The organism is Larkinella terrae (assembly GCF_009668025.1).
Lineage (GTDB): Bacteria > Bacteroidota > Bacteroidia > Cytophagales > Spirosomataceae > Larkinella > Larkinella terrae.
Window position 1 is genome coordinate 51908 of record NZ_WJXZ01000006.1, and the last position, 25855, is coordinate 77762.

General features: G+C 51.4%; 39 protein-coding genes. 27 read left to right on the plus strand and 12 right to left on the minus strand.

Annotated features, from left to right (window positions below):
* Positions 1–25 precede the first annotated feature (25 nt).
* The 6 genes from GJJ30_RS10770 to GJJ30_RS10795 are packed head-to-tail and all read left to right on the plus strand — an operon-like array spanning position 26 to position 2455.
* On the plus strand, positions 26–460 hold the full coding sequence (locus tag GJJ30_RS10770) for a hypothetical protein (protein ID WP_154175160.1): 435 nt from the start codon (positions 26–28) through the stop codon (positions 458–460).
* Entirely contained in the window at positions 453–638 is a 186-nt protein-coding gene (locus GJJ30_RS10775; RefSeq protein ID WP_154175161.1) for a hypothetical protein, read from the plus strand. The genes GJJ30_RS10770 and GJJ30_RS10775 overlap by 8 nt, the downstream gene beginning before the upstream one ends.
* A gap of 1 nt (position 639) precedes the next feature.
* Positions 640–1074, plus strand: a complete 435-nt coding sequence (locus GJJ30_RS10780) for a hypothetical protein (RefSeq protein ID WP_154175162.1) — start codon at positions 640–642, stop codon at positions 1072–1074.
* Positions 1061–1939, plus strand: a complete 879-nt coding sequence (locus GJJ30_RS10785; protein WP_154175163.1) for a phage minor head protein — start codon at positions 1061–1063, stop codon at positions 1937–1939. Before GJJ30_RS10780 ends, GJJ30_RS10785 begins: the two co-directional genes overlap by 14 nt.
* Before the next feature lie 4 nt (positions 1940–1943).
* Positions 1944–2249, plus strand: a complete 306-nt coding sequence (locus tag GJJ30_RS32185) for a hypothetical protein (RefSeq protein WP_154175164.1) — start codon at positions 1944–1946, stop codon at positions 2247–2249.
* Between the two features lie 2 nt (positions 2250–2251).
* Positions 2252–2455 carry a hypothetical protein gene (locus GJJ30_RS10795; RefSeq protein WP_154175165.1) on the plus strand — a complete coding sequence of 68 codons (204 nt, stop codon included), beginning with the start codon at positions 2252–2254 and terminating at the stop codon, positions 2453–2455.
* A gap of 176 nt (positions 2456–2631) precedes the next feature.
* Here GJJ30_RS10795 and GJJ30_RS10800 read toward each other — a convergent pair whose 3' ends face one another.
* Positions 2632–2952 (minus strand): amidohydrolase family protein, encoded by a 321-nt coding sequence (locus GJJ30_RS10800; RefSeq protein ID WP_154175166.1) that lies wholly within the window; start codon positions 2950–2952, stop codon positions 2632–2634.
* Positions 2949–3335: a hypothetical protein gene (locus GJJ30_RS10805; protein WP_154175167.1), complete on the minus strand. Its 387-nt coding sequence runs from the start codon at positions 3333–3335 to the stop codon at positions 2949–2951. Before GJJ30_RS10805 ends, GJJ30_RS10800 begins: the two co-directional genes overlap by 4 nt.
* Positions 3336–3440: 105 nt before the next feature.
* Between GJJ30_RS10805 and GJJ30_RS10810 the strand changes: the two genes are divergently transcribed.
* The 13 genes from GJJ30_RS10810 (at position 3441) to GJJ30_RS10870 (ending at position 12501) form a co-directional block, all read left to right on the plus strand.
* Entirely contained in the window at positions 3441–4148 is a 708-nt protein-coding gene (locus GJJ30_RS10810; RefSeq protein ID WP_154175168.1) for an HK97 family phage prohead protease, read from the plus strand.
* A 3-nt stretch (positions 4149–4151) separates the two neighbouring features.
* Positions 4152–5588 carry a phage major capsid protein gene (locus GJJ30_RS10815; protein ID WP_154175169.1) on the plus strand — a complete coding sequence of 479 codons (1437 nt, stop codon included), beginning with the start codon at positions 4152–4154 and terminating at the stop codon, positions 5586–5588.
* Between the two features lie 68 nt (positions 5589–5656).
* Entirely contained in the window at positions 5657–6031 is a 375-nt protein-coding gene (locus GJJ30_RS10820) for a hypothetical protein (protein ID WP_154175170.1), read from the plus strand.
* A 1-nt stretch (position 6032) separates the two neighbouring features.
* Positions 6033–6248, plus strand: coding sequence for a hypothetical protein (locus GJJ30_RS10825; RefSeq protein ID WP_154175171.1), 216 nt, complete (start codon positions 6033–6035; stop codon positions 6246–6248).
* Between the two features lie 3 nt (positions 6249–6251).
* Positions 6252–6830 carry a type 1 periplasmic-binding domain-containing protein gene (locus GJJ30_RS10830; protein ID WP_154175172.1) on the plus strand — a complete coding sequence of 193 codons (579 nt, stop codon included), beginning with the start codon at positions 6252–6254 and terminating at the stop codon, positions 6828–6830.
* The gene (locus tag GJJ30_RS10835) at positions 6827–7141 is read left to right on the plus strand and encodes a head-tail adaptor protein (protein ID WP_154175173.1); all 315 of its coding nucleotides are present in this window, start codon (positions 6827–6829) and stop codon (positions 7139–7141) included. Before GJJ30_RS10830 ends, GJJ30_RS10835 begins: the two co-directional genes overlap by 4 nt.
* Positions 7138–7551, plus strand: coding sequence for an HK97-gp10 family putative phage morphogenesis protein (locus tag GJJ30_RS10840; RefSeq protein ID WP_154175174.1), 414 nt, complete (start codon positions 7138–7140; stop codon positions 7549–7551). The genes GJJ30_RS10835 and GJJ30_RS10840 overlap by 4 nt, the downstream gene beginning before the upstream one ends.
* Positions 7548–7982 (plus strand): tail completion protein gp17, encoded by a 435-nt coding sequence (gene gp17, locus GJJ30_RS10845; RefSeq protein ID WP_154175175.1) that lies wholly within the window; start codon positions 7548–7550, stop codon positions 7980–7982. The genes GJJ30_RS10840 and gp17 overlap by 4 nt, the downstream gene beginning before the upstream one ends.
* Position 7983: 1 nt before the next feature.
* Positions 7984–8412 (plus strand): phage tail tube protein, encoded by a 429-nt coding sequence (locus GJJ30_RS10850; RefSeq protein ID WP_154175176.1) that lies wholly within the window; start codon positions 7984–7986, stop codon positions 8410–8412.
* Between the two features lies 1 nt (position 8413).
* Entirely contained in the window at positions 8414–8839 is a 426-nt protein-coding gene (locus tag GJJ30_RS10855; protein WP_154175177.1) for a hypothetical protein, read from the plus strand.
* Positions 8840–8892: 53 nt separating this feature from the next.
* Positions 8893–9162, plus strand: a complete 270-nt coding sequence (locus GJJ30_RS10860; protein WP_154175178.1) for a hypothetical protein — start codon at positions 8893–8895, stop codon at positions 9160–9162.
* The gene (locus tag GJJ30_RS10865; RefSeq protein ID WP_154175179.1) at positions 9143–12151 is read left to right on the plus strand and encodes a tape measure protein; all 3009 of its coding nucleotides are present in this window, start codon (positions 9143–9145) and stop codon (positions 12149–12151) included. Before GJJ30_RS10860 ends, GJJ30_RS10865 begins: the two co-directional genes overlap by 20 nt.
* Positions 12148–12501: a LytTR family DNA-binding domain-containing protein gene (locus tag GJJ30_RS10870; protein ID WP_154175180.1), complete on the plus strand. Its 354-nt coding sequence runs from the start codon at positions 12148–12150 to the stop codon at positions 12499–12501. The genes GJJ30_RS10865 and GJJ30_RS10870 overlap by 4 nt, the downstream gene beginning before the upstream one ends.
* On the opposite strand, the gene GJJ30_RS10875 is transcribed toward GJJ30_RS10870, so the two are convergent.
* The 6 genes from GJJ30_RS10875 to GJJ30_RS10900 all read right to left on the minus strand — a co-directional run bounded on the left by GJJ30_RS10875 (position 12502) and on the right by GJJ30_RS10900 (position 15455).
* On the minus strand, positions 12502–12750 hold the full coding sequence (locus tag GJJ30_RS10875) for a hypothetical protein (RefSeq protein WP_154175181.1): 249 nt from the start codon (positions 12748–12750) through the stop codon (positions 12502–12504).
* Between the two features lie 163 nt (positions 12751–12913).
* Positions 12914–13204, minus strand: coding sequence for a hypothetical protein (locus GJJ30_RS10880; RefSeq protein WP_154175182.1), 291 nt, complete (start codon positions 13202–13204; stop codon positions 12914–12916).
* A complete protein-coding gene (locus tag GJJ30_RS10885) occupies positions 13185–14030 on the minus strand; it encodes a phage antirepressor KilAC domain-containing protein (protein ID WP_154175183.1) in 846 nt (281 codons plus the stop codon). Before GJJ30_RS10885 ends, GJJ30_RS10880 begins: the two co-directional genes overlap by 20 nt.
* Positions 14027–14362, minus strand: coding sequence for a hypothetical protein (locus GJJ30_RS10890; RefSeq protein ID WP_154175184.1), 336 nt, complete (start codon positions 14360–14362; stop codon positions 14027–14029). Before GJJ30_RS10890 ends, GJJ30_RS10885 begins: the two co-directional genes overlap by 4 nt.
* Positions 14362–15132 (minus strand): hypothetical protein, encoded by a 771-nt coding sequence (locus tag GJJ30_RS10895; RefSeq protein ID WP_154175185.1) that lies wholly within the window; start codon positions 15130–15132, stop codon positions 14362–14364. The genes GJJ30_RS10890 and GJJ30_RS10895 overlap by 1 nt, the downstream gene beginning before the upstream one ends.
* Before the next feature lie 71 nt (positions 15133–15203).
* Positions 15204–15455 carry a hypothetical protein gene (locus GJJ30_RS10900; RefSeq protein WP_154175186.1) on the minus strand — a complete coding sequence of 84 codons (252 nt, stop codon included), beginning with the start codon at positions 15453–15455 and terminating at the stop codon, positions 15204–15206.
* Between the two features lie 91 nt (positions 15456–15546).
* On the opposite strand from GJJ30_RS10900, the gene GJJ30_RS10905 reads away from it, so the two are divergent.
* The gene (locus GJJ30_RS10905) at positions 15547–15969 is read left to right on the plus strand and encodes a helix-turn-helix domain-containing protein (protein WP_154175187.1); all 423 of its coding nucleotides are present in this window, start codon (positions 15547–15549) and stop codon (positions 15967–15969) included.
* Between the two features lie 24 nt (positions 15970–15993).
* Positions 15994–16194 carry a flagellar FlbD family protein gene (locus tag GJJ30_RS10910; RefSeq protein WP_154175188.1) on the plus strand — a complete coding sequence of 67 codons (201 nt, stop codon included), beginning with the start codon at positions 15994–15996 and terminating at the stop codon, positions 16192–16194.
* A gap of 116 nt (positions 16195–16310) precedes the next feature.
* Here the strand turns inward: GJJ30_RS10910 and GJJ30_RS10915 are convergent, their stop codons facing one another.
* The 4 genes from GJJ30_RS10915 to GJJ30_RS10930 form a co-directional block, all read right to left on the minus strand.
* Positions 16311–16592 (minus strand): hypothetical protein, encoded by a 282-nt coding sequence (locus tag GJJ30_RS10915; RefSeq protein ID WP_154175189.1) that lies wholly within the window; start codon positions 16590–16592, stop codon positions 16311–16313.
* Positions 16593–16603: 11 nt separating this feature from the next.
* Entirely contained in the window at positions 16604–16873 is a 270-nt protein-coding gene (locus GJJ30_RS10920) for a hypothetical protein (RefSeq protein ID WP_154175190.1), read from the minus strand.
* 8 nt (positions 16874–16881) lie between these two features.
* Positions 16882–17151 (minus strand): hypothetical protein, encoded by a 270-nt coding sequence (locus GJJ30_RS10925; RefSeq protein ID WP_154175191.1) that lies wholly within the window; start codon positions 17149–17151, stop codon positions 16882–16884.
* A gap of 343 nt (positions 17152–17494) precedes the next feature.
* Complete coding sequence (locus GJJ30_RS10930) at positions 17495–17749, minus strand: hypothetical protein (RefSeq protein WP_154175192.1); 255 nt, start codon at positions 17747–17749, stop codon at positions 17495–17497.
* Positions 17750–17964: 215 nt separating this feature from the next.
* Between GJJ30_RS10930 and GJJ30_RS10935 the strand changes: the two genes are divergently transcribed.
* From GJJ30_RS10935 to GJJ30_RS10960, 6 genes are all read left to right on the plus strand, one after another.
* Positions 17965–18336 carry a hypothetical protein gene (locus tag GJJ30_RS10935; RefSeq protein ID WP_154175193.1) on the plus strand — a complete coding sequence of 124 codons (372 nt, stop codon included), beginning with the start codon at positions 17965–17967 and terminating at the stop codon, positions 18334–18336.
* The gene (locus GJJ30_RS10940; RefSeq protein WP_154175194.1) at positions 18333–18500 is read left to right on the plus strand and encodes a hypothetical protein; all 168 of its coding nucleotides are present in this window, start codon (positions 18333–18335) and stop codon (positions 18498–18500) included. The genes GJJ30_RS10935 and GJJ30_RS10940 overlap by 4 nt, the downstream gene beginning before the upstream one ends.
* Complete coding sequence (locus tag GJJ30_RS10945; RefSeq protein WP_154175195.1) at positions 18497–18685, plus strand: hypothetical protein; 189 nt, start codon at positions 18497–18499, stop codon at positions 18683–18685. The genes GJJ30_RS10940 and GJJ30_RS10945 overlap by 4 nt, the downstream gene beginning before the upstream one ends.
* Before the next feature lie 110 nt (positions 18686–18795).
* On the plus strand, positions 18796–21108 hold the full coding sequence (locus tag GJJ30_RS10950; RefSeq protein ID WP_205880555.1) for a hypothetical protein: 2313 nt from the start codon (positions 18796–18798) through the stop codon (positions 21106–21108).
* Complete coding sequence (locus tag GJJ30_RS10955; RefSeq protein WP_154175197.1) at positions 21108–24410, plus strand: hypothetical protein; 3303 nt, start codon at positions 21108–21110, stop codon at positions 24408–24410. Before GJJ30_RS10950 ends, GJJ30_RS10955 begins: the two co-directional genes overlap by 1 nt.
* A gap of 2 nt (positions 24411–24412) precedes the next feature.
* Positions 24413–25855: a hypothetical protein gene (locus GJJ30_RS10960; RefSeq protein ID WP_154175198.1), complete on the plus strand. Its 1443-nt coding sequence runs from the start codon at positions 24413–24415 to the stop codon at positions 25853–25855.

Genomic DNA, 25855 nt, shown 5'->3' on the forward strand with positions numbered 1-25855 from the left:
GGTATATAAAACAAATAGTAATACTATGAAACGCAGAGCCTTCCTTGCTAAATCACTGGCCGCTGTTGGGGCTGTAAGTGTTTTGGGTGCCACCATTAAGCCTGAGAGATACGTGCTGTATGGCGATGGTGTTCACGATGATACGAAAGCATTGCAAGCCTATTTTGATGGGAAGGAGGTGTTTTGGGCTCATATTATAGACTACCAGTCCCCTTCGGGTGTGGCTCGAAACATCACTGGAAAAACACTGCTGTTGTCTGACACCATTTACCTCCGCAATAAAATTCCTACTCATGTCCAAAGAATAAAGGATTGCCATGTTTTAGCCGCAAGTGGATTTAAAGGTGATAGCGTGTTTCATGCCACGGCAGATTGTCCGAATCGGGTTCTTATTGATAGCTGTTACATAGACGGAAGAAATTTGGTCAGGGCGGGATTAGTCTTTAAAAACTATGCCTGACCCAATCCCACCACCGCAGCCGATCATCGTTCACAAGATAGCGTTCGATGTTGAGTATGTGCCGGGTGGCAGCAAGGCAACGGTTTACCCGAATGACACGGCGGCCGAGCTGACCAAGACGCAACTCTGGCTGTTGATTGCTGGTTTGACGGATATTCACGAAAAGATGGTGTATTGAGATGGCATGGAGTAAAATAATTGACAAGTCACCCAAGCCGCTTAAATGGTGGCTTTTTAAGGTTCTCAGCGAACTAGGCTGGGCCTTTGGTGCGGATCGAATGTATTTGTTTTTTCTAGGAAAGATGATTTCAGAAACGGACTTCAACCTCTACGGGCAAAGACATCGACCTGAAAAAGACAAGATCCGATTGAAGGCAGGGCAAGACCACGAAGCTTACCCCCGCCCGGTAATGTCCGGTGCTTGCACGTTGCGTATTGAGAATGGAACGCCTTTTTTATTCCTACCAGATGGCCAGAAGATTCCTAAGATGCTGGGATTAAAAATTGAAGATCCGTTTGAAAGGGATACAGTGAAACGGTTGGCAAAAGTGACGATAACCGTTTTTGCTAATCTGGCTAATACTGAAGTAAAATCATTCGATGACCCTCAATGAACGCCAACGATACGCCATCAACGCCGGACGCTTTCAACGCCGAATGGAACGACGCGCTGTTAAAATTGCTCGAGCCTTCCTGCAAGCGAAAGCGAATAGCGCAATTGCTCGGCTTGAAGATGGTGGTATCGATGCTTTTAGAGAAAGAATTGAGGAGTTCGCCACGACCTTCGAAGTGCGGACGCTCCTGCAAGAGTTGTACAACGTCGTCGGACCCGCCTACGCTGAACGAGAGTTCGACCTAGTGGCATCCCGTACGCGGATGGCGTTGAAGCGGGAAGGCGGCTTGTTTAACATCGGCTTCTTTTCCCGCAAGTGGATGCAGGTGATGCGGTCGCTGATGGCATCGGAAGAAACCGCCCGGCGCATTACCAACATCACCGAGACGACCCGGCGACTGATTCGGGAAGCCCTGGAACGGGCGCAACTGGAGCGGCTGGATATTCGGGCTACGGCACGGGTAATTAGTGAGGTACTGGGCGGCAAGGCATTACGAAACCGGGCACTGTTGATTGCCCGTACCGAGTCCACGCGGGCGGCTAACATTGCCGCAGAGATGGGCGCTGAAACGACGGGACTGAAACTGGAAAAGCTGTGGATTGCCACGGCGGACTCCCGCACCCGGCCTGCACACCGGGCGATGCTGGGCAAGAAGGCGATTCCGAAAGACGCGCTGTTTAACGTCGGTGGGGCGATGATGAAACACCCCGGCGATCCGGCGGGCGGGGTGGCTAATATTGCAAATTGCAGGTGCTGTGTTACTTACGTGCCGGTAATTCGGAATGGAACAGCAGTGCCGGTGGATGCACCGGATTTGCCGCAGCGGATGGCGAGGAATGAGATTTTACAGGAACAAACGGCTTAAGAACATGAAAGAAGTTAATCGGCTCTTAAAAATTATGCAAATCGGTTTGTACGTAATATACGTGCTTTTGGCAGGGATGATAATAGCCATTTCCTTTGAAGTCTATTATATTTTTTTCGAGAAGAGCGGTTTGTCTGCGGGGTTACTATATTTTATTATTTCCTGTTGTGTAATCCCCCAGTTTATCAATTTAGCTATTCAAGAAATGAACCAGCGTGTTCAGAAGAAGTGTGATAAAATCATAAAAGATGCTCAAAAGAAAGACTCGGCGAGTATCAAGCCTTTTATCATTATGTCCACATTGAACTGAATATGGGCCTAACCACCAAATCACTCGCTGAACTTGACCAGGAGCCACCGAAGCCCGGCATTGCCGTGGTGACTATCCAGTTCAACGGGCGCACGGTAACACTCGAATTTGACGCACAGGAAATGAACATGATGACCCATAGCGAAGCCCTGCGGGTGGCGCTGGGGATGAAACCGAAAGAGAATGACAGCACTAACCAAAGATAAGCCCACCGAATACGACGCGTTTGTGACCATCTATGAACGCTGTAAAAAGACGATCCACAAGGCCAGCCGGGAGGATGCTTTCGAGGCTGCGCAGGAGTTGTTCTTTGTGCAGTATGGTTTTTGTTACTCCACTGGCTTCGATGGCTTTATCAAGCGGTATTACGCGAAGAACCCGGTTAGAACTCTTTCAGCCGGCCCAGTGCTCCTGAAGCGGGTTTGATGTTCTTCCAGTACAGGGTGTACGTGGCAGCATCGCCGGGCCGCACACCGCCCGTCTTGCCGCGCTGGTTATATCCATCCAGCCCAATAGCGACCTGACTGAATAGGCTAATGAGCTTGCGGAGCGGTGGATTGCCAACTAAAACACCCTGCGGGAACACAAAGCGCATGTATTCCTCATTGATTTCCGTCATGTATTCAATCAACGGGCCGACTAGATCAATCACTTCCCGTTCCATTTCAGAAAGCCCCTTGTATTTATCTATCTCTTCGCTCATTCCGGTACGATTAGAATGTCAGTCATTAAACACCAGCCCAATGTGTCCCGAAAAAACGCTAACTGATTAAATTCAACGACGGCATCCGGGTCTTTCGGTTCTGGATGCTCCAAAATATCCCGCAATGACTTCTTTAAGATCGCGTATTTTACAGTATCGGTCTGCCACACCGTATTAACAAGGCTGTCACAAGCGTGTAGCACATCACCTTCCGCTACCTCTATATTCCCTATTCCCTTCAATCCCGGCCAGACGCCTACACCGTACCGGTCCAGCATCTTGCTCTCCAGTTGTTGAAAAGCCGCCCGGCTGTATAGCTCTTTTGCTCCGAATCGCTCAATTTCATAACCTTTTCTGTCGATTAATTGCAATACAATATACACAATTTTCAGGTATTAACTACCTAACAATCAAGTAATTCTTACTCAGACCCTTCCCGCGCACGTACGGAACTTTAGCCTATCAACTGTAAGCTAACGTTTCGACCTTTGGAAGAGATACTTCGCAAGCGCCTTGCCATAAACTATAAAGATCTTGATGAGAAACAAGGCATCATGCAGGGATACTTCTCTCATTTTGACTCGAAAGACTCTGACGGCGATATTATAGTAAAAGGGGCTTACAAAAAAACTATTCAGGAGTTCGGCCCCGCTGGTGCCAATCGCACCAAACACCTCAAAAACCATTACAAGGAAGAGCCAGTCGGCATTCTAAAGGAGCTTTCCGAAGATGCTACAGGACTGGTGTATACCTCGCAACTACTGAAGGGCGACAACTCCCACGGCGACTATATTCTTCACTTAGCCTCCATGAATTACCCATTCGAGCATTCGATTGGATATGAGGTCGTCAAGAATGACACTAAATCACAGCCGGGCTCAAACATTCTACAAGAACTTAAGCTATGGGAAGGCTCAATTTTAACGGCGTGGGGCTCAAATCCTAATACGCCCGTTACAGGTCTCAAATCACTTGGATCTAGTCCGCTCGAAACACTGATCGATGCGAGACTCGTCCTGGAAAAAGCTCTTCGCGTAGGCAATCTACACGATGATGTATACCTGAAAATTCAATCCGAATACAATGCCATCGGTACGCTTCTCAAAGCCAAAACCACTGAGCCGCCTAGCACTCAGCCGGATGCAAAAGCCATCGCCGAACTGATCACCAATTCTTTTACACTCAAACTGAATTAACACATGGAAAAGCAATTTTTGCTTTTTGGATTCCTGTTGCTGCTGATCCACCTGGCGACAAACCGCACCGGCCTGGGCTTCGCGTTCGCGCAGTTGCCCGCTTCGTTTAAACCCACCGGCACCGCATCCGCCCTCTTCGAAAAAGCATCCAAGCTGTTTATCGAGGGTATGCAAGGCGTCGAAGAAGCCATTACAAAAGCCACCGAAGGCATTTCCAAACAAATCAAAAGCCTGGAAAAAGACTTCAACGAGCGGCTGGAGAAAGCCAACGAACAGGCGGAGAAAAACGGCAAGGTCGACCCGGAAACGAAAACTGAGATAGCCAACCTAGCCAAAGCCCACGAAGAATTAAAGAAAAGCCACGCCGATTTTGTGCTTCAGGTCGATGAGAAGATGGTGGCCATGAAACGGCTGGGAACGGCTGCCAACGATGGCAAACCTAAGACGCTGCTGAAACACCTGCACGAGTTGATGGACGAAAAGAAAGGCAATGGCCCGACGCTGCGCGAGCAAATCATCGCCAATAAGGACGCCAAACGGCCGATCATGTTCGACATCAAGGCGGTAGGTGATTTGTCGGGCGCCAACCTGACCGGTACGTCGGGAACGCACTTCATCGGCTATGACCTGCGCCCGGGCATCATTGGTCCGGTGCAGGAAACACACATCCGTAACCTGCTGTTGCAGGGCAGCACCGACAAGGATTTGCTGCGCTACATCCGGGAAACCACGAAAGAGGGCGGATTTGGCATGGTCGCTGCCGGTGGGCTGAAGCCCCAAATGGACTGGGATCTGCAAATCTACGATGCGCCGGTTCGCAAAGTAGCGGGCTGGTTCCGGTTGCCGGAAGAAATGATCGATGACATTCCGTACCTGCTCGGGTATCTAACGCAGCGCGGCATCGATGAGCTGCAAAACACCGAAGATTACCAGTTCCTCTACGGTGACGGTACGGGCCAGAACCTGACCGGTATCCTGCCTTCGGCCACGGCCTTCTCGGCGGGCGGCTCGACGGTAACAACGCCGAACGAGTTCGACGTACTGGTGGTGGCCAAAAAGCAGCTCCGCAAAATCAACCTGGTGCCGACGGCGGTGGTCGTTTCTCCGCAGGATTACGCATCAATGCGGCTGGCCAAAGGAACGGATGGACACTACATCTTCCCGGTTATCCCCGGCACCGAACGCATTACGGTGGATGGTACGCCGATCATCCAGAACAACAACATCACCGATGGCGACTTCCTGGTGATGGACGGCAAATGGGCGCAGGTTGTGGACCGCATGTCTGCTCAGGTTCGTCTGTACGACCAGGACGGCGACAACGCCCGGTATAACCTGGTGACCTGTGTGATCGAAGAGCGCCTGGCGCTGCCGATCTACCGGCCGCAAGCCTTTATCAAGGGAACCTTCGCCACGGCTCAAGCTGCCATCACTGCTTAATCTTCAAACCGCGTACGCCCTGGGTCAGCTAACAACTTAGCCACTCAGGGCTACCCATAAAAAGAACCATGAAAGCACTCCTGTTTTTTATCGCATTCATCACCTTCTCGCTGGTCGCTGCTGAGGATTCGCACGCCCAGACGATGGGCAAAGTGACCAAAGTTACCGCGTCAACCTCTACCACTGGCACCATTGTGCTTGAGGATACGCTGGCGGGCGGTGCCAAAGAGTACCTGCCGTTTCGCCGGGGCGATGTGGTCGTGAAGGTCGCCGGAAGCACGACCAGCGACGCCTGGGTATCGATTTACAGCAAAACTGGCGCTACCCCCAAAGCCATCTGGCAGGGGTCGATTAATAGCATTCGCGTCGTTGGTGCCGGGAACGGCACAGCCTCGCCCACCATCACGCAGAAGATCGCCTACCTACAAGCCAACAGCTATTAGCATGGAAAAGGTCGCTGTAACCGTCGTCTCGGAAAGCATGGCCGCTGCCTTTGGGGTCAAAGTCGGTGCTACCGTCAAGGTGACGCCCGCCAATGCCACCAAATTGACCGAAGAGGGCCACGCTGAAGAGGCTGGAGAAGGAAAGAAAGAAGAGAAAGCGAAAGGCGACACCAAAGAAGATAAGGCTGCCGCCGAACGCAAGACCAAAGCCGCATAACCCATGACCACCGCTGTTTCCTCTGCCTATCAAACCGAACTAATCCGCCGGACGGGTGACAACCCCGCCACGCGGCAACAGTTGATCGCGCAGCTGGAAATGGGGGATGTCGACACGGATACCGGGCTTTTGCTCGACCGCAAGCTGGCCGCCGCCCTGGTGCTGGTGGAAACCTATACCGGACTGTCGCTGACCAAATGCGAGCGGACGGTAATCTGGGAAAGCCTGGTCGGGGTAGGGCGACTGCCTTACGGGCCGGTCTGGACCACGCCCGCAGCCGTGGTTACACAGCTCGGCGGAACGGTGCTGCTGATTAGTTCTTATTCGCTTTCGGAAAGCCGGTTTCCGATGCTGACCGGCCAGTATTCCACCGGCGTTTCGGTGGCGTATACAGCCGGATACACGGCGCAGGCGGACGAAGATCACCCCGAACTGGATAAGTACGTGATTCCGGATGCGCTGTCGGATGCCATTCTGGTCTGTGCCGCCGAGCTGTACTGCCAGACCACGGGGTTTCAGTCGCCGAAGAAACTCATGAACAACTGGCGCAGCCTGGCCGCGCCGTTTCGCCGTTTCGAATGATCCGCGACCGCATTGTGATCACCCGTTCCGAGCCGGTTTCCGATGGAGCCGGGGGCTGGATTGAGCCGGAAGACGCTGAACCGATTCTGGACACGAAAGCGGAGGTGCGGGAGGTCAAACCCACGCAGACATTGGAGAACCTGCAAAACGCGCTCAAACGGGCGATTGTCTGCAAGTTCTGGGGCAAGCCAGCCGATTTACAGGCGGGCGATACCCTGCTCTGGGGCGGCCAGAAATGGGCGCTGTTGGGTCCACCGATTCCGAGTGATGCCACGCGCCGGGTGTACGAGTTAACCGCGACACAGCAATGAAAATCTACGGAATGGTGGACTTGCAAAGGAAGCTCTCAAAGCTTTCTCGCGAAGTGCCAGAAATCGCCAAAAACGAAATCGAAGCGACCGGCCGGTTGATTGAGGCTGAAGCAAAATCAAATGCCCCGGTAGATACGGGTTCGCTACGCCAGTCAGGTTATTACGAATCAATAAATGGGGGCTTCGGGGCGAAAGTGACTTTCAGTGTGGCTTATGCCCCATTTATAGAGTTCGGCACCGGCGGATCTGTCATGATTCCGGATGGATGGGGTGATTTGGCTGAGCAATTTAAAGGAAAAGGGATTCGGCAAATCAATCTTCCCGCCCGCCCTTTTCTGATTCCGGCTTATGCGAAAGAGAGTAAAGCCCTGATAGGCCGACTAAACAAGCATTTGGCCAAACTAACATGAAAGACCCGGCAACCGCCATCCGTACCGCTTACTTCTCGCTGCTCAACGGCATGACCGTGGGTGGTAAGTTGATCAAGCTCTACGACAGCGTGGCGCCGGACAACGCCGTACCGCCGTACCTGATCATCAAAAGCCAGCAGACGCTGGACGAGTCGACCAAAACGGGTTTCGGGGCGGATCACCGCATTACCCTGGCCTCGGTGGCCCGCTGGACGGGAGACACGGCCGGAAAGAAGCCCGCCGAGGAAGTGGCCAATGCGGCCCTGGCGCTGATCATGCCCGCACCGGGCGCGGTCGGATTGCCGCAGCAGGCTGAATTTCACATTTACACCGCCACATGGGAGAACGGCATTGACGTGCAGCTCGACACCAAAAGCGGAACGGATTACCAACGAGTATTCACTATTAAACACCTGGTACAGGAGCTATAGCATGGCAAAAATTAATGCTTCGAATATCCGCCTGAAGGTCAAGCTTGGCTCTCCGGGCTCATTCAAGATCGTGGCAGAGGAAACTACCTGCTCGTTCGATGTGGACACCGCCGACATTGATGTGACCAGCAAGGACAACGACGGTTGGGAAGAAACCCTGTCCGGTCTGCAATCCGGTTCCATCAACTGTGAATTCATCGTTGATTACGTTGCGCCCTCCGGTAAAGCTTCTTACGAAGACATTTATGGGCTGCTGATGGCGCGGTCGGTGAACGACTGGCAATTGGGAACGGGCGAAACGGGCGATCTGAAGCTTGACTTCAAGGGCCGGGTGAAGAAGTTCTCGAAACAGGCAGATATGGAGTCGGCCGCTAAGGTCTCATTGGAAATCAAAATAACCTCCCGGCCGGTAATGTCTGACGAAGCGTAATATGGTCAATGTATTCGAAATAAAAGGCACCGACGCCCCGCTGCGGCTTCTGTTCAGCACGTATGCCGTGCGCCGGTTTACCAAGCTTATGAACTGTGCGCCGACCGTTTCGGGTATTTTCCCTCTGTTTGACGGCGAGACCATGCTGGACGCAATGGTTGCCATGCTTCAGGCGGGCCTGGAAACCTCTTCGGCTGAACGCAAACAAGCGTTTACCATGACCGAATACGAGGTCTGTAGCCTTCTGGATGGTTTAACCGAAGAAGAGGGCCAGCAAATCACGTACGCCTTCATGGGGTCTGTATTGGGCCGTCCGGCCAGCGAAATGCCGGATTTCCTGCTTGAGATCCGGAAGAAAACGGCTGAACTGACCGCTGGTCCACAGCCCGAAGATGCGGGAAACCCGGAGCCGCTCCCAGCTTCATAGGCTGGGAGCGGCTGTCAGAACGCGCTTTTTATTACGGACTCCTGCCACAGCAGTTGTGGTTCGAGTTCAGCTTCAACGAGATACAGGTCTGGATTTGCGCCCGCGATGAACAGGAAAGTCAACAAGACATTCGGGATTGGCGCAGAACGCGCAAACAGCTTACTCAAATCTACAATCTCTTTGCGGACAAGAAATTTACCGATGCGGAATTTCTGCCGCTTCCGGGCGATGCGGTCTTGGAAGAGGTTTCGGGACTCACACCAAAAGCCTTCTTTAAAATCATAGCGACCACGATGTCTTCGAATGGAAAAGCTTCACGTTGAGATTACCGGCGATGCATCTGGCCTTGTCAAATCAACTGATCGGGCGCGCGATGCGCTAGGCCGATTTGTTGCCAGTTCTGACAGGGCGGCCGCTGCCACAAATCGAAACCGTGATGCGCTGGGGCGCTTCGTTGCCGGAGCAAAAGGATCTACGGGTGGCATAGCGGGCATAACGCGCTCTTTTGAAGGTCTGGGTGATACCCTCGCCAGCTTCGGAAGTCGTTTAACTGTTGGCTTTACTATTCCATTTTCCCTGCTGAGTGGCGCTGCTTTCAAAGCTTACGGTGATATCGATGCCTTGCGGCTGGGCCTTGAGAACATCGAAGGTTCAACAGCTGGGGCTGCGGCCCGTTTCGGTGAACTTCGGGAGGTTGCCAAATTGCCTGGTTTGGGTCTGTCGGAAGCCATAAAAGGTGACACCCGGCTACGGGCATTAGGGTTTTCAGCCATTGAATCCAAAAATGCGCTTTTGCAATTCGGCAATGCACTCGCCTTAACGGGCGGTGGAAAAACCGAACTGGACAATGTTCTGACGCAGCTTACGCAAATGGCGTCTAAATCCTCCGTATTAACCGAGGATCTAAAGCCAATTATTAACGCCGGTCCCGCCATTGCGGCTGCCGTCAAAAAGATATTCGGCACCGTCAATGCCGAAGAAATCAGCGACAAGTTAAAAGCCGCCGGGAAGGGACCGAAGGATTTTGTAAACGAGCTGGTTGCCGAACTCTCCAAACTGGAGCGCATCAAGAGCGGACCCAAGAACGCCATTGAAAACTTCGGCGATAACGTCAAGATCGCTTCCTACGAGTTTATGAAAGCTGCCGATTCCAGTCTGGGGTTAACCTCCAAACTGGAAGGATTGGGCAATATGATTGGAAGCGTCGCTACCGGCTTTTCTACGCTGCCCGGCTTTGTTCAGGGCTCTATTTTTGTGGTGACTGGCCTTGCAGCTTCGTTTGGCCCGCTAATCCTGGCCGTCGGAAGCTTTATTCAACTAATGCCCACCCTGCAAGCGGGGCTACGGGCGATACAGGGGGGAATGGCTGCGTTAACAAGTCCGATGGGTCTGCTGACTTTGGGGGCTGCTGCTGCTGCGGTGGCGCTGGGTACGTTGATCTACAGCGTCTGGAAATACAACGAAGCGCTGGATGCCTCTGTCGATAAATCCAGGCTACAGGCAAGCGTCAATGCGCAGGTCGAACAATCCATTGGTTCCGAGCGGGCCCGGCTCGAAAGCCTGCTCAAGGTAGCGCGTGACGAAAACCTTACGAAGGATGCGCGGGCAAAGGCCATCAAGGAAATCAACGACATTTCACCCCGCTACCTCGGCAACCTCAACCTAGAGACCATTGGTACCCAGAATGCCACGAAGGCAATTAATGAGTACGTCCGGGCGATGACTTTGCGGGCCAGACAAACGGCCCTCTTCAACACCATTCAGGAAAAACAGGCACAGCTTGCCGCCGAAAAGGCAAAAACGCCCGAAGCGACAGCCATTGATGTGATCGGCACCTTTGTCATGGGCAACGTGAACGAAGGTGGGTTGATGGATCAGGCCAACGAAAAGGCTACCTACCGGCAAGTAACGGCGATCAATACTTTGATCAACGAAATCGACGTCTTGACCAAAGAAGCCGAAACCGCTACGGCTCAACTTGCCAAGATGGGTGAAGGGGGGACTTCCGGCGCCGGTGGTGGATTTATGGGGTCAATGACCAATGCCTTAGAAGATGCCAGAGTTAAGCTAAAGAAACTGGGCGATGAAATTGCCCTGGATAAGTTCAATAAAGTCGCCACGCCCGCTGCTAAACTAGCGGAATATACCGAGTTAAAGAAAAAGATCGAAGAGGCTGACGCGGCCTTAAAATCGCCAAAAAAAGGCACGGCAAAAACTATCTCCGACTATTGGGAAGACGAGCTAAAGCTTGTTGAACAGAAGATCGCTGATTTCAAAGCTCGAAACGTCGGCGTTCAGGTATTACCTGGCTTCCTGACTGCCCGAAAAGACGAGGTGTTAAACCGGTTAGGTAAACTTGAGAAAACTGATCTACCATCCAGCACCGAGATTGGTCCCGTAAAATCGGCCGCACAGCGGTATTGGGAAGCGATTTCGAAAGGCTGGATGACTGAAGGACAGCGCGCCTTTGAAGCCAAGAGAAACGACTTTAACAAAATACTTTCCAGTCTATGGGAAGCATCTGACCGTGCCGGAGCACAGGGGCAGGATCAAAAGCGGGCCGCTGGCCGGTACAACAACATCAATGCGGCAATTGACCGGTTCGGGTCGATGGCGGACCTAAAAAGGTCGGTCAATCAACTGGTAGAAGGCGGATCAATTGGGCAGGGTGTCGTTGATGGGCTGGGACTGGATCAGGTTGACGAAGCCGTCAATAAGGGTCAAATTAGTTTGGCGAACCTGCGCGGCTTCTCTGACTCCTTCCAGGCAGTCTTACGGGCGTTCAGTGATGGCGTCCGGGAGCTTTCCATTGATGTCGGCGCGAGTATTATTGAGTCGCTAGGGCGGGCCATTGGTGGCGGCAAAAACGTCATGCAGGGACTTTTGCAGAGCGTAGCCAGTATGCTCGCTCAATTTCTGGTGCAAACCGGCAAGTTGTTGATCAAAGCGGCATCTTTCCTGCTGCTGGGTGGAACAACAAACCCTATTTTATTTGCCGCCGGACTTAAACAGGCGGGGATTGGCGCGGCTATGATCGCGGGCGCGGGCGTTGTTACCGCCCTGGCTGCCAAAGTGCCTGCAATGGGGAATAGCGGGCTGGCCTACGGTCCTACACTGACCATGATCGGCGATAACCCGAACGCCCGGTTTGACCCTGAAATGGTGGCGCCAGCCTCTGATATTACGTCAATGATACGGGCAGCGGCCAGTGGTGGCGGGAATGGTGGCGGCCGGGTTGAATTCGAAATTCGGGGTAGTAGTTTAATTGGCGTTCTACGGGAGGCTAATGCTGCCCAATACAATAACCGATGAAAGAGAAGACCTTAAAACTCATCGGCTTCAAAAACGAACCCATTCATGTATCCAGCGATCAGGTCGTCTATTTACGGGGCGACCGGGAATACAGCCACATTCATCTCAACGATGGACGGGTATTGGTGAGTGGTTATGATTTAAAACGCCACGAATCGCTTCTCCCGCAATTCTGGCGCATCTCAAAAGGCTACCTGGTCAATCCTGATTACATTAAATACTTCAACGTCGGCGGGGGTGTTTCGCGCCTGAATGGCTACATTAAACTCAAAAACGGGATGCACTTCGACGTAGCCCGGCGACGGGTTGGTGACACCTTTGTACGGGTATTATTCTCAAAAACAAGATAGTTACTCCTCGTCGATTACCGTAGGTTTAGTTTGCTCGGCAATTTGCTTTAACAGTTCAATCGTGCGTTTCTGGAAAGCAATGTCTTCCAGCCGTTTTGAAGCCAGAGCATCTACGGCGCCTATAAACGGGCTCAAAAAAAAGGAAAGCAAGAATGGTTCACCAAAGCCACATTCCCTGTTTTTGCCGATGAGGCCACAGAAAAATGCGCCAATAAGCCAGCCAACGGCTAGTATGATAAAGCTCTCCATTTGTGCTTTAAATGATAGTTTGCAGAAAAGTACAAACTATCCTGAGAATTGCAAAAAGTGGTGAGGGAGAACGGTTGGCAGTGCGTCAGTTGTGGCTACCTGAATGGATGATTTAGCGAACGGTAGGGCCACAAAAAAGCCCGACTTTCGCCGGGCCTGTTTGCTAAGGTTGCAGGTAATCTTGGGGGGACTCCTTCATTTGATTCAGCATAGTCAATAGTTTTTGGGCTTCTACTTCTGGAGTTCGTGGATCAAACGCCAGCTTTTCAAGTGAAATCATCGAATAAAAGAAATCAGACTTTTGCTCCTTCCATTCGCAGTGGCAGAAAAGAGCATCTTGAAAGTCCTCATCCGTCCACTTCTCTTTTGCATTGACTTCTTGCCAGCACCGTTCTTGTGTGGCCTTGATCATCGCCAGGTCTTCGGCGGTTGGGCTATTGGTGTTTACTTTCATCGCTGTGGTTTTCCAGGTCTATTTCGGTAGGTGAGTAAACATTGTGGGTTGTCTGCCGCTTAGACATCATTCTGATTTCTGGCTTTTTATAAAACATCCATCGTAAAAAAGCCCGTCCGCGTTGAGTCCAAACCATTTGTTCGGCCGACCCCGTAACCCCATTGCCTTTATCAAATAGCTGCGTTTCCATTTTCGTATATCCGCGATTTGAATATGCTACGGTCAATACCCAGGTATCACGACGTTTATATTGAATTTGCAGGTATTCAAGGATTCGATTAAGTCGGGTGGCTGAAATACCCAACTCAGTAGCTATTACAGTTGTCAATACGCAGTCTTCAGTATTTAGTAACACATCCACGTATTCAACCTTTGGCCTGTCCTGCTCGATTTTGGCCTCCAACAGCAGGAGTTTATTGTTTGCTAATATAACCGCGCGAGTTAATATCTCATCGTCGGACATTGGCGCCATTTCAGTGTTAATCTTTTCAATAATCAAATCCTCCGCCCAATCCCTGAATTTGGCAGCCCGCTCGCCGTGCATTCCAAAACCTAGTCTTATCACACCTCGCTTTGTCCAGAGTGTAGAGGTCTGATTTCCTACCGCGTAACAGTTTGTTACGCTGATAAAATGCTTTCCCTCGATTAGTTCACTGGCTTTTCTGCTTTTCCGATTTCTGATTGCATCGGGAGTAACGCCGTACCCTTTTGCAACAAGTTCGGTATCCATTAGCCATCCATGAGTTTTGTCCTCCTGAACGTTAATCTCAATGTCCTCAAATTTTACCAGCATATTATTTTCTGCCTTCTGTATTGCGGTGTTCATACGTAGTCGATGTAGTTTGGTTGTTGTTCGTAGACAATGTAAGAGTCGGCCCGGCGCTGGAGCATTTGACCGACGGCGTTGATTTCATCCAGCAATTGATCGGATGATTCGTTAGACTCGAAAACCCGCTTCGCTAGATCATCCTGCTTTTGAATGATACCGTTAATCGTTGTAGCTTCCCGGTTAACCAGGCGCTCGTTGACCCGTTGAATGCGGCCGAGTAGTGTGCTGGCCGTGGGCGATAGCTTACCGGTTCGATTGTGAAGGGATAATTCCAGATTCAGTTGCGAGATCAGATTTTCCCGGTGAGTAATGAGGTTGGCGCGTTTCATTAGCATCTCCGGTTGCATGCGTATGAAACGTATTCCCACAAACTCACGCCATATCCAAGCCGAATAGCTACATCAACCAAATGTTCCGATCCTCTGCGGGGAAACCGGCGAATGTCAACATTGAAGTCTTTAGCGAAACCATCAAAGATATCTTTCCAATGGCGTTCAGGCTCTCGTACCGTTATTCGCTTACACAGATCAATTACGATTGTCATGATGTCAGTGTGAAGTTTTTTCTTCATTACGAGATCTTCTGACTCAAAAATCTCACACTTAACGATTTTGGGGACAATATAGAGGTTGTGGATTTTTTCAAGCGAATCGATTTTCTTTTCCAATTTTGCGAGAGACGTACCACACTCGCATTGAACAGGCTTTTGCTCAACAATATCGGCAACTCGGTGAAAGACCTCGCGGTAAACCTCGAATACACTACGGACTTTCCGAGCCACAAAGAACTCCATACAAGGGACGGAAAGCGAGTAAGAAACGGTAGTTGTCGCCCCGATTTCTCGCTTGACATTTTTGTCTAATGATTGATAATCAAGCCCTTCTATAAATTGTTTCCTTAGTGCGCGGACTGCTACTTCTTTATAAGAGTAGCAAAGCGGCCATACATCATTAAGGTTAACAGGGTATTGATTACCCGACTTGAGCAGTGATCGGACTTTTTCGAAATAGATTTTGATTGACTCAGGAGTTTCGAATATCTCCCCAGTCGAACCTGTTGCTACAGGTAGTGCTTTTGTGTAACTTTGCTGGGTACTCATAATTGAGTGGTTTTAATTGTGATACATAGGCCCTGCACTGTGATCTTGGCGGATTGGTGCAGGGTTTTCTTTTATGCCATCGCTTGAGTATAGGGGTCGAATAATTGCATCCATTGCGCTTCTCGTTCGTAGGTTTTTTGAACTCCACATAATTTTGCACGAAACGTGTGCTCTTGGATGCCGTGGATTTTGCAGAACTCTTGCCGAGCGATTTGTCGATGCGAACGGCCAAATGACTTGTATGCTGTCTCGAATGCGATTCGGTTTGGGTCATATTCAAATAGATTGACTTTCTTTCTGAAACCAGGCCCTTGCTTTTTCATTGTCGTAACCATACGTTTGCGTTTAAAGTGTTATGTGATTGTGTTTGATTGTTTAGTAAATGTATTTCAAAAGAAATAATAATACAAGTTTTTGAAACAGAAAATTATCATTATGGATATAAATCCAAATGTTGACCCAAAGATTGAGAGGCTAAAACAATTGAGGGAATTAAAGGGTCTTAACCCTAATCAGTTCGCTAGGTTGTTAGAAATCAGCGGGCCTAATTATTATCAGATTGAATCAGGCCAAAGAAAGTTGGGAAAAAATATTTCAATTGCTATAGCTTATAGATTAGGATTGAACCCTAATTGGTGGGAAACTGGCGAGGGTCCAATTTTTCTAAAAGAAGAAAAAGGGGAAATAGAAAACTATGACCTACTTTTGAACCTACACAAAAGAATTGCCGAACTTGAAATGGATAAAGAGTTTTTGCAGGCACAAATAAGATCACAGAACGAAACCATCAGAATACTGCAAGCCGCTGTCACTGGCAGTAAGCCGAACTTTGGATAATTTCATCTCTAAACTCTTCTAAATATGAATCCGACTACCTTTTTCTACATTACCAATAGTAACGGGGCAACTTGTTTAATAAACGTTGACAGCATTGATTTTGTAAAAACTGAGCCTTATCGCGATACAGTAATTCGATTAAGATCCGGGGAGTATATTTATGTAGAAATGACTGCCGAACAAGTGGCCGAATTGATAGCGCAATCGGGTGGCATGATCCATTAATTTAAAAATCAGACTTTGCAGAGCGGTCAACCGTGTACGTGAGTTGCCGGTTTTGGGTATGGTTGAGGGAACGGTAAAAAGAAAGCCCGCCGGGGTGGGGCGGGCTGGGGTGATGTTTATTTTCTTTGACTGGTGATATATTCGGCAAATGCAGCCGGATCGGTGTAAACCTTACGGCCAAAGTCAGATTCGTGAAAAATGGAATTCTTGGCCCCAGGCTCCATCGTTGCCGGTTTGATTTCGTAGAAAACATTGGAGAGGTAGCCGCCCACGTCATCTAAATCATCATGCCACGTTTCCTGATAGCCGCGGCGCTTAATCCAGCCCGCAAAAGGCTTTCCATCCTGTGACCAATAGACCTTTGTGTTGAGTGCAAATTTGAAATCGATAGCTTCCATGTAAATGGTTATTAGACGGACGGCACAAAGTTGATATTATCAATACATTCCCAAATTGCTTCATCAATCGTATCTCCGCCATGGCCATCGACAGCAGTACCGAAACTAATCTCAGAATTAAACGCCCTCGCGTAGAATCCGCGCTCATCGTCTTCATCATCCCAATCTTCCGGATACACATGGATTTCAAAGCCCTTGTAATTCCCGCAAAACTCGCGTTTCTCATCGGTCGTAATGTGTCTGAATCGAAACGACTTGCCGTTTACTTTTCTGGTGATCATATCGGCGATTATTGGCCAACAGTTAATTTGATTTCCAATCCAGTCGCCTGCTCAATGGCATCTTTGATATTATTCTGCACGTCGGGCTCGATGACGATCGGCTGAACCGAATCATCGGGAATGGTAATGGTCGCTTGAAGCTGGGGTTTGCGGAACAAGGCATCAGGAATTTGAAGCGCAACCTGAACAGAGATTTCATTTGAATCCAGACCGGGGCGATTCTTAACCGTCCGGACGGTGCCGTTTGAGTTTACGACTAAGTAGAATGAGGTTTTCATCTTAAAAAGAAAGATTTGTACAGTAAATGTACGTACATAATACGTACAAAACAAGTAAATTGTACGGAAAAGTTTATATATTTAAGGCATGAAAACCGAGCGCAAAGAGATTCGACTTACCGAAGAAATGCTAAAAAAAATGGAGAAGCGCGCTGAGCAGTTGGGACTTAACCTGTCGGCTTATATTCACTATTGCATATCGCAGGAATTGAACAGCTCTGCGAAGTCCTAGCCCCAAAAAACAAAACCCGGTTCCACACGTGAACCGGGCTGTCGCCATTTTCTCTGTCCTACCTACACGTTTCCTGTGTGGTACAGCAAGGTGCAATAATTTCTGAATTAATCAAACTGTCTTCGTTGGCGGCATCCGGTGCCACTCCACTTTCTTCCAGTCCGCCTTGCCGACAATCTTGTGATGCCGCATGTACACGCTGCTGCTGCGCGTCGAATTGCCTTTTGGATCACAGGGCACCAGCACCACGCCCGCTGTATCCACTTCGGTAACTTTCAGGTAGTGGGAGCCAAATAGAAGGGCTGTATGGTGAACCACCTCGCCGGAGGCCAGCGGGGCGGTAATGGGTTTCTGGTGTTCGTACATGGCAACGGTGGTAATCGGTTACCAAAAATCACGAAATGGTGACATAAAACAAAGCCCGGCCCCAATGGATGCCAGGCTTTTATAATTTTCTCTGTCCTACAGTACACCGCACAGGTGCATACCCAAAGATAACAAACTTTCTGAAATTACCTTACAAGTATAGGATATATATTTTAGTTTTATTATAGTTGCAGTCCCAATGTCCTGCAACCGTTATGTTATTTAAAGGTTACATCTTTCATCCCAGCACCAATCTGCGAATCAAGGAGCCTGTTCTGGCTTTACTAAAGGCCGACCTTGCCGAGCGCGTCACCCGGCACCTGTATGACTATGTACACATCCAGGAGGAGTACATCGATAAGAAGAATGAAGAGGGCTACAAAGTGTCTACGGGCTTCATCGTTTTGAATCAGGGGGATTATAAACGGCTTATTAATCACTTACTAAGCCTTGTCAATGGCGACCGGGAGCACCCCACCTATAGAGCGATCCGCGCCCTAATAGACAACCCATTCCCTAATACGGCAAAAGGTAATGCCAAACCCATCGATGAAGCAGAATTATCATTATACGGGAAACAACTATGAAAACCATCACAATTACCTATCAGGGGCAACCCTACGAAATCAACGCGGAATTTGCGCGTCAGGCCCACATTGATAACTACTTTCGCGCCCGAACGCAGGACGATTTAGACGCGATTCTTGAAATGGAAAAACGCTACCTGAACCGATTAGGCCCAAAGAAATGAACACGGACAACCTGCATTACATTTACTTTCGCGGGCAGGAACTGTACCTGAATCCCGATTTTGCCGCCGCGCTGGGTATTCCCGAGTTCGCTACCATTGAGACCAAAGAGGAAGTATTCGCCCTGCTTAGGCAGCAGAAGATTTACCGAAAATACCGGATTGCCGTTATTGCCACTGACAACTAGCCCGCCCACCAGCGGGCTTTTTTATTCCTGCAATCCTTAGTGTTTCCTCAAACGGGACTTTTACCACTTTCTACGCCGGTAACTTCGAAAAAAACGCACGAAGTACCGCTTTGGCTCTCTACGGATTACGATACACCTGTCAATTTCGCACCGATCCACTTGTGAACGGTGATCTGGGATTGCTGTGTACCATCAACATCTCCAAGCGGGATTACACCGGAGAGTCAACCGAACTAAGACCGGGTGGTATATCTCCGTTGGTGCTCGACAAGCAATCCACTGAGCCAGACAATCTATTTGCGCCCATCATGGCGACGGTTGCAGAGTTTAATCTGGTTACGGATGACTCCTGGCAGCTTTCGGACCTCTATAGTGACGACGACCGCACGTTTAAAGTTGAAGTAACGCAGGAAATTGGTCTGGAAACGATCAATTTGTTTACCGGCTTCGTTGCCCCCTTTGATGCAAGAGAACCTTATCAGGAAGCCCCTTACCCGGTGCGCTTCACCGCCACCGACGGCTTAGGTGCCCTCAAGGACGTTCCATTTAACATTTACCCTACGGAGCAGCCGTTTGTACTCACGTTCGACGCGCTGAACGTGCTGAAAACCTGTCTGGCGTGGGTGGGCTACATGCTGCCCGTTTCCATCAGCATCAACACGGTGGAGTACTCCATGCTGGTCGCGGGCGAACGCCCGGACTACCCGGCGGATATTCTCAGCCAGTTCAAGATTGATACCCACCTGTTCTTAACCGATACCGGCATTCAGTCGTGCTACGAGGTACTGACCAAGCTGCTGACCGTGTTCAACGCCAGTGTGGTACAGGACCGGGGCCAGTGGCGCGTTATTCGCAAAGACGAATACCCGCAGTACTTATCCGAGGGCGGTAACATTCCGTTTTCGGTATTCTCCAGCTTCGTTTCTACCGACCACACGGCAGATCTGCACGACGCGATTCGAACCGTGTATAAACACGCTGATGCCATTCCGCTGCGGGGGTCGCAGATTTCGATTCAGGCGGACCGGAAGAAACTGACGGTCAACTACGACTACGGCAACCTGCGCAACGAACTGGTGAACGGGGATTTCCGCAGTGCGCTCGACGGCTGGACCCAGAACGGTCCAGCCTTTTCGTGGACCGGTTTCGGCACCGAAGATGAGCCGTACGGCGTCAAGGCCGATGGGCTAACCAACAACTACATCAACCAGGAGGATACGGTCTGGCTGCGCAAAACCATTGAATACCCGGCGCGGGGCGGCAACGAAGACCTGTTAACCTTCTCGTTTACCTACGTTAACATCAACACGGTCGGGGCGAAAGTAAGCGTCATGGCGACCGTGCAGGGCAAAGGGGTGTTCTTTCTGCAATCCGACGGCACCTGGTTACCGAATAACCCGAAGGTGAATTACTACATCTTCAAGGACAACGTTCGTACCGATATCGACGGGGCGTATCAGCCCAAGCCGACGCGGGGCGAAAAGGTGGAAATCGAAATGAGTGCGGTACCGGGACGGGGCAACTACCGGATCGATGTACTGCTCTACCGGGGCCGCATTTTCAAGGAGCAGGACCACGTACCTTCCACGCCTTCGCCCTACACCATTTACCGGGATGTCAAGATCACCCGCAAAGACCCGGCCCAGCTCGACGTAAAAGGCGAGCAGGTCAAGGCCGAAGCGCCGGGATCGGACCGCAAGCGCAAAGCGGATGAACTGTCTATTGTGCTGGGGGATCAATCCTCGGCGCTGATTCACCGCAATGTACCGGTCATCAATATCAAAGGCCAGATTACGGGCTACGTGCCCCTGACGGCCTATTACCCGCGTTACGGGGCACTGCTGCGATTAGACGGCACACCGACGGAGAAATGGATTCCGTACGGGGCCGATGTGGATACGCCCGGCAATTTTCAGAAGATCCAGCGCCTGTGCGCCAAAGGGCGCGTCACCATGACCGCCCGGCAAGCCATTTCGGGCGATCTGGATCTAGTCGTGGTCGACACGGCCAATCAGATGGTCGGCCCCTGCGATATTCTCCGGCTCACCGAGATCAAGAACAGCGATCAGGACGAGGTATACGCCCTGTCGTTGACCTACCGCCACGATGTGAAGGCCAACCGGCTCAAGATCAAGCCACTGGAAATCCTCAGCGTAGCGGGCGTTGCTGTCAAAAATTACTGGCAGACGGCCGACGGCGCCGAGCTAATGGAGGACAGCGGGGAAATCCCAGCGGCCAAATCGCCGTACATCGGAGCGCTGAACAATCCCGGCAAAATACGGGAAGAGATAAACCGGCAGTCGACCGGCATCGGCCACGGCTTCGCCTACGATCCGGCGAAAGGTCGCCCGGTAACCACCGGCACCGGTACGCTGGACTTTGGCAGCATCCGCAAACAAATCATAACCCGGCTTTACAAATAATGGCAGAGTCAGCCCTTTATATCGATGATCCCGTAGGCCCGTTCTGGGAGTTCGCACTCAGCCAGGATGGAACATTTGCGACCATCGGCGAGTGGCAATCCGGCGGGGAAGACGGCGAAGAAGGGCGGAGTTTTGAGAGCCTGCCGAACGGCGATCCGTTCGTATTCGGCAAGAGCTACACCACGTTTGCCCGCGACCAGAACCCGGCTAACGTGCCGCCCAGGGGCTGGAACTACAGCACCGTAATCCCCTTTCAGGGCGAGGCTTCCCAAATCCAGAACCTGCAACAGGTCACCAATATTGGCAACAAAACCACGAAGCCCATTGAAGTTGAGAAACTGTACTTTAGAACACTACCGGCTGTGGGGTCTTCGCAATTTGTTCTCGTGCCGATTAAATATCCGGACGGCACCTATGGAATTGGGGTAAACGCCACACCGGACGGCACCGGCCAGACGCCGATTCAAAGCAACCCCGGCCTGCCCGAAGTGCTTCACAATGACGCATCAGCGCCCGACTATACGCCCACGGTGGCCAACATCAAGCTGGCGCGAATCACTGGGGCTGACAATGTGGATTGCTATGTAGGGGTTGTCAAACAGCCAGACGGCACTTACCTGCCGGTCATCACCAACCCGCCCACCCAAAGCACCACCGAGCCGCCGACCGTACCGCTGGGTATCCAGAACCTGACGTACGTGGCGGGGGTGCCGTTCAGCTTTCAGCTTCCGGCTTTCATCAACGCCACGCGTCACGAAATATCGATTCCACCGACCGGGGCCACCCGCGACACGATCAACCGCGTGATCGCCGGAACCAGCACGAAGCTGGGCGATACGGTCATTCAGTACACCGGCATCAACGCGGGCGGGGAAACCACCGTGGAATTCATCATGACCGGCGTTCCGGCCCCGGTGCCGCAGGTCATTGAATCCATCTATTGGGGTGAAAACGAACCCGGTAAAACCCTTTCCATCTATGCGTTTGGAAATGCCGAGGACAGTGGGGGTATTAACATCGAGCTACGGAAAACATCCGACGATAGTGTCGTCATTGCGGCCCGAAAGCTGATTTATTCGCCGGGCGAATACACGCGGGATGATCTTTTTTCCGGCGATGCTCCTTATTCGGCACTACTGACTGGGCCGGTGATTGGCACCGAATACAAACTCCGGTCCTGGATCGAAGGTAGCACTGATGTGATTGAAGGTATTTTCACCTTTACAGTCAACGGAAAAGGGAAACTGTACCCCGCCGTCACGAATATTCTGGCGTTTAAGCCCGCCGTTGCCAGTAGCAACAATTCGGATGCGGGCAAGGTCAACGATGAAAACAACGCCACCTACTGGCTTTCAAGTGCCACGGCGAACCAAGCGGTTCAAATCGACGCGGGTGACAACTACAATGGGGATGCGTTTGCGCTGGACTGTAATGACACGCTGGCGGAATACTTCTATTTGATTCTCTATCCGTACGGAGCCGTCATTCCGCCAATCACCTCCAGTCTGAATGACTCGTTGAATGTGCCGGGCATTTACTCACAACTTTTCGGCGCGACCGGACTCAACAGCGTATCGATTCCGCACCTGAATAAAAAGTTTCAGACGATCCGGTTGCAAAAGACCAACTCGGATGCGTTTAAGGTTGCCAACATCAGCCTGACCGGCTCAAAAGTGGCCAACATTCCTCCGAATGTGGTGGAAGCGATTTCGAATCTGGTAGTCACCGAAGGCGATGCCATTACGAAAGACATTCGGCCGAACTTCAACGACGCCAACCAGGATAACCTGACGTATTGGGCTAGTCGTAAAAACGCCACAACTGGGGCATTTACGGAGGATGTTTACGACTGGATACCAATCAACAACGGCGTTTTCATTTCACCAGCGGCCGAATACGAAGGTGCTACGGGCACTACCTCGCTGGTCGACACGATCCGCGTTTTTGCCAGTGACGGCAAGGCTACGGTCTTCACCGACTTTACGCTCACCGTCAACAAAAAGAACACCGTTCCGGCGGGCCTGACCCGGGCGTACGCCTTTGTCGACAAAAACAACATGTCGCTGACGGTGCTTGCGCAGGTGGACTCGGGGACGCCCACTGTGGAGGTCATCGGCATTACGTCGACCTACCCCAACGGCGCGGTCAAAGGTACCGTCTCCGGCACGTTCAGCAACGACAAGGGCACCAACTACAACCGCCGGGCGATCTTCAACAGCGTTGAAAACGGCAAGACGTATAAAATCCGCATTACACTGGCTACCGGCGTGTTTGAGGACACGATCACGCTGTCGACCAACTCGACCCGCGATGATTTTGTGCTCTACCCCAAAACCACAAGCGGAACGGCCAAAATCATCAATGTTACTTACGACGAAGCCCGTTTAGCCTCAACCCGCCAAATAACAGCATTGACAGAGGCCGATGAATTGGTGCAGCATCAACTTAAAAAGGCTTCTGATAATTCGATTGTCTTTAATTATACGGATAGCCCCTTAACCAGTGGCAAATACACGCTGGTGAACAATACGGTGCTCACGCAGGGCGAGGGGTACGTGCTAACGGCGCGGATAAAAAGTGATCCCAACATCACCAAGAGCATTTCGTTTACGATCCCGGCGGCCGTTGTGCCGCAGATCGTCAAGATCGGGATTGCGCCCGCATCGATCACCGACGGCATTTGCCGCAGTGTGAACGTGTACGCACAGGTCACTACGGGCAACATTCAGGAGGCTTATTACGCCTATCCGGATGATTTCTACAACATGACCACCGGAACGTATCCGAACGATTACAACCGCTCAGCCAACCACGGCGGAGCGCCTGCCACCGGCATTGAGTTCGAGACTTCACGGCCGTTCAAGTTCAAATTGCCGGGCTCTACCGATGTGATCACGGTTTACTACGCCCGCAACGGCGACGCGGTAGGTGTGATCCGACAACTGTACCCGGCCCGACCCGCCGATGCACCACCGCAGAACTTTTTGATTCGGGCAGAACCCAGCGTCGCCGACTACCGTGTAAGGCATGCCGACGGCAAAGCTTATTGGCGGCTGGTGATCAATAAGGGAGACCGGCACGTCGTAACGGTCGACTCAACCGGCATCCCGAAAGTGGATGACACCGCTGAGCACGCCGTTGAAATCGGCGAAATCATCACGCTATGGGGTTATCTAACCCGGTCTACAACTGGCTACGACCTGAATAATCAACAGAACGGCGAACCACCTCCGGCGGGCGATTTCATTACCCGGCGACCACTTGCCACCGTCTACACCGATGTACAACGACTTGACACCTGACCATGGGACTAATTGCACCAAAATACATTGAACCCGGCTGGTTGTCGCTGTATCCCTACTTGGCGGACGATATGACCCTGCCGCAATTCATCAAGTACGGCGTGTACATGGGTAACCTGACCAATAACAACGCCCGCTATTTTCAGAAGGGTGTGACTCATTTGCCTGAAAGTTCGTTTGGAGTGGCTAACTCCACAAATAGGGCACTGATCCATAAAATTCCGGGTACAGGAGTCTTAAAGAACAACGGAGCGAACATCGGCGGAGCCTCGAACATGACCCGCTCCCAGGTGCGGACGGCGGCTACTCAGGCGAATATCACCTGGATGCTTAACCACCAGATGCAGGAGGGCGAGTATTACATCGCAGCAGGGAGCAACCAGGCGTATTGGTTAATGGAAAAATGGCTGGAAGACCTTGAAGGCTTCTTTCCCGGTCAGAATTACATATCCGCAGGCAACTACGGCGATTCCAGCATGGGACAGCCGGACGGCATGAACAAGGATAATGCCGTATCATTCAACGGCACACTTGCGAATGCTACAGCCGCGAAAGCGGGTCTTCCCTTCTTTCAGAGCGCTTTTTCAGCCATTGGTGGCGGCACCAAGACACTCGCCGATGTGCATACAGGTTACAACTGCCGGTTTTATCCCACCCTGCACATCGGCAACGAATACTGGATTCACCGCATGCTGTACATGATGCAGCGGTACGTCACGGCAGGTTGGGGCACCAAATGGCATCAGCTGTTTATCTGGCCGATGTTCGAGTCGACCGGTTCGGATGTGGCGCACAGTGGCTGGCCGTACCAGTTCAATACGACGAACCCTGCCGGGGTGTTGGATAAGTTCGGGCATACCGTCATGGCGATCAATCAGTGCATTGCAGCCGGGTTCCTCTGGTGCCAGGCGATGGCTGGCGTTACCAACCGGTGTGTACTCGTCTGGAACAACACCAACGGCTACAGCGCCGATATCAACAAACAGGGGGCGACCTACCCCGGCTCCAAGCCCGCCGACCGCTGGAACCCGGCACCGGGATCACCCAGCACCTTTCCGTACGTCGGCGATGGTCAGCTTTCCTACCCCGGCGAACCGCTTTATCCGTTCGATGCGATTCACGAAGGCATCAACATGTGGTACCGCAGTTATCTGGACCTGGGCGGAGAAGGTACGAAAGCCTGGGCGGCCTATTCACTGGACAACGGCTCTACGTGGGTCGATGTCGATCCGGGCGGCACCAAGTCGGTGATTTACGGCATGGCCAACCGGGGGCCGGTGGTCAGCACGGAAGACTACGGCAGCAAACGCAAATGGGTGTTTCATCACCCCTACGCGACACCGGGCGTGAAAATCAACTTCCTGATCAAGCACGTAGCGACCAATGCGGTCCACAGCGGCAGCATCATCGGGGATAAAGTATACTGTAACGTTCAAAACGCATAG

Excerpts from the sequence above, each read along its gene's own strand:
- GJJ30_RS10795 (WP_154175165.1), top strand. The coding sequence starts at position 2,252 with ATGGGCCTAACCACCAAATCACTCGCTGAACTTGACCAGGAGCCACCG.
- GJJ30_RS10920 (WP_154175190.1), bottom strand. The coding sequence starts at position 16,873 with ATGATCACCAGAAAAGTAAACGGCAAGTCGTTTCGATTCAGACACATT.
- GJJ30_RS10785 (WP_154175163.1), top strand. The coding sequence starts at position 1,061 with ATGACCCTCAATGAACGCCAACGATACGCCATCAACGCCGGACGCTTT.
- GJJ30_RS10850 (WP_154175176.1), top strand. The coding sequence starts at position 7,984 with ATGGCAAAAATTAATGCTTCGAATATCCGCCTGAAGGTCAAGCTTGGC.
- GJJ30_RS10915 (WP_154175189.1), bottom strand. The coding sequence starts at position 16,592 with ATGGAAGCTATCGATTTCAAATTTGCACTCAACACAAAGGTCTATTGG.
- GJJ30_RS10840 (WP_154175174.1), top strand. The coding sequence starts at position 7,138 with ATGAAAATCTACGGAATGGTGGACTTGCAAAGGAAGCTCTCAAAGCTT.
- GJJ30_RS10815 (WP_154175169.1), top strand. The coding sequence starts at position 4,152 with ATGGAAAAGCAATTTTTGCTTTTTGGATTCCTGTTGCTGCTGATCCAC.
- GJJ30_RS10800 (WP_154175166.1), bottom strand. The coding sequence starts at position 2,952 with ATGAGCGAAGAGATAGATAAATACAAGGGGCTTTCTGAAATGGAACGG.
- GJJ30_RS10880 (WP_154175182.1), bottom strand. The coding sequence starts at position 13,204 with ATGAAAGTAAACACCAATAGCCCAACCGCCGAAGACCTGGCGATGATC.
- GJJ30_RS10770 (WP_154175160.1), top strand. The coding sequence starts at position 26 with ATGAAACGCAGAGCCTTCCTTGCTAAATCACTGGCCGCTGTTGGGGCT.
- GJJ30_RS10935 (WP_154175193.1), top strand. The coding sequence starts at position 17,965 with ATGTTATTTAAAGGTTACATCTTTCATCCCAGCACCAATCTGCGAATC.
- GJJ30_RS10910 (WP_154175188.1), top strand. The coding sequence starts at position 15,994 with ATGAATCCGACTACCTTTTTCTACATTACCAATAGTAACGGGGCAACT.
- GJJ30_RS10900 (WP_154175186.1), bottom strand. The coding sequence starts at position 15,455 with ATGAAAAAGCAAGGGCCTGGTTTCAGAAAGAAAGTCAATCTATTTGAA.
- GJJ30_RS10945 (WP_154175195.1), top strand. The coding sequence starts at position 18,497 with ATGAACACGGACAACCTGCATTACATTTACTTTCGCGGGCAGGAACTG.
- GJJ30_RS10855 (WP_154175177.1), top strand. The coding sequence starts at position 8,414 with ATGGTCAATGTATTCGAAATAAAAGGCACCGACGCCCCGCTGCGGCTT.
- GJJ30_RS10820 (WP_154175170.1), top strand. The coding sequence starts at position 5,657 with ATGAAAGCACTCCTGTTTTTTATCGCATTCATCACCTTCTCGCTGGTC.
- gp17 (WP_154175175.1), top strand. The coding sequence starts at position 7,548 with ATGAAAGACCCGGCAACCGCCATCCGTACCGCTTACTTCTCGCTGCTC.
- GJJ30_RS10895 (WP_154175185.1), bottom strand. The coding sequence starts at position 15,132 with ATGAGTACCCAGCAAAGTTACACAAAAGCACTACCTGTAGCAACAGGT.
- GJJ30_RS10835 (WP_154175173.1), top strand. The coding sequence starts at position 6,827 with ATGATCCGCGACCGCATTGTGATCACCCGTTCCGAGCCGGTTTCCGAT.
- GJJ30_RS10875 (WP_154175181.1), bottom strand. The coding sequence starts at position 12,750 with ATGGAGAGCTTTATCATACTAGCCGTTGGCTGGCTTATTGGCGCATTT.
- GJJ30_RS10940 (WP_154175194.1), top strand. The coding sequence starts at position 18,333 with ATGAAAACCATCACAATTACCTATCAGGGGCAACCCTACGAAATCAAC.
- GJJ30_RS10960 (WP_154175198.1), top strand. The coding sequence starts at position 24,413 with ATGGGACTAATTGCACCAAAATACATTGAACCCGGCTGGTTGTCGCTG.
- GJJ30_RS10865 (WP_154175179.1), top strand. The coding sequence starts at position 9,143 with ATGGAAAAGCTTCACGTTGAGATTACCGGCGATGCATCTGGCCTTGTC.
- GJJ30_RS10870 (WP_154175180.1), top strand. The coding sequence starts at position 12,148 with ATGAAAGAGAAGACCTTAAAACTCATCGGCTTCAAAAACGAACCCATT.
- GJJ30_RS10890 (WP_154175184.1), bottom strand. The coding sequence starts at position 14,362 with ATGAAACGCGCCAACCTCATTACTCACCGGGAAAATCTGATCTCGCAA.
- GJJ30_RS10885 (WP_154175183.1), bottom strand. The coding sequence starts at position 14,030 with ATGAACACCGCAATACAGAAGGCAGAAAATAATATGCTGGTAAAATTT.
- GJJ30_RS10955 (WP_154175197.1), top strand. The coding sequence starts at position 21,108 with ATGGCAGAGTCAGCCCTTTATATCGATGATCCCGTAGGCCCGTTCTGG.
- GJJ30_RS10780 (WP_154175162.1), top strand. The coding sequence starts at position 640 with ATGGCATGGAGTAAAATAATTGACAAGTCACCCAAGCCGCTTAAATGG.
- GJJ30_RS10825 (WP_154175171.1), top strand. The coding sequence starts at position 6,033 with ATGGAAAAGGTCGCTGTAACCGTCGTCTCGGAAAGCATGGCCGCTGCC.
- GJJ30_RS10925 (WP_154175191.1), bottom strand. The coding sequence starts at position 17,151 with ATGAAAACCTCATTCTACTTAGTCGTAAACTCAAACGGCACCGTCCGG.
- GJJ30_RS10830 (WP_154175172.1), top strand. The coding sequence starts at position 6,252 with ATGACCACCGCTGTTTCCTCTGCCTATCAAACCGAACTAATCCGCCGG.
- GJJ30_RS32185 (WP_154175164.1), top strand. The coding sequence starts at position 1,944 with ATGAAAGAAGTTAATCGGCTCTTAAAAATTATGCAAATCGGTTTGTAC.
- GJJ30_RS10930 (WP_154175192.1), bottom strand. The coding sequence starts at position 17,749 with ATGTACGAACACCAGAAACCCATTACCGCCCCGCTGGCCTCCGGCGAG.
- GJJ30_RS10775 (WP_154175161.1), top strand. The coding sequence starts at position 453 with ATGCCTGACCCAATCCCACCACCGCAGCCGATCATCGTTCACAAGATA.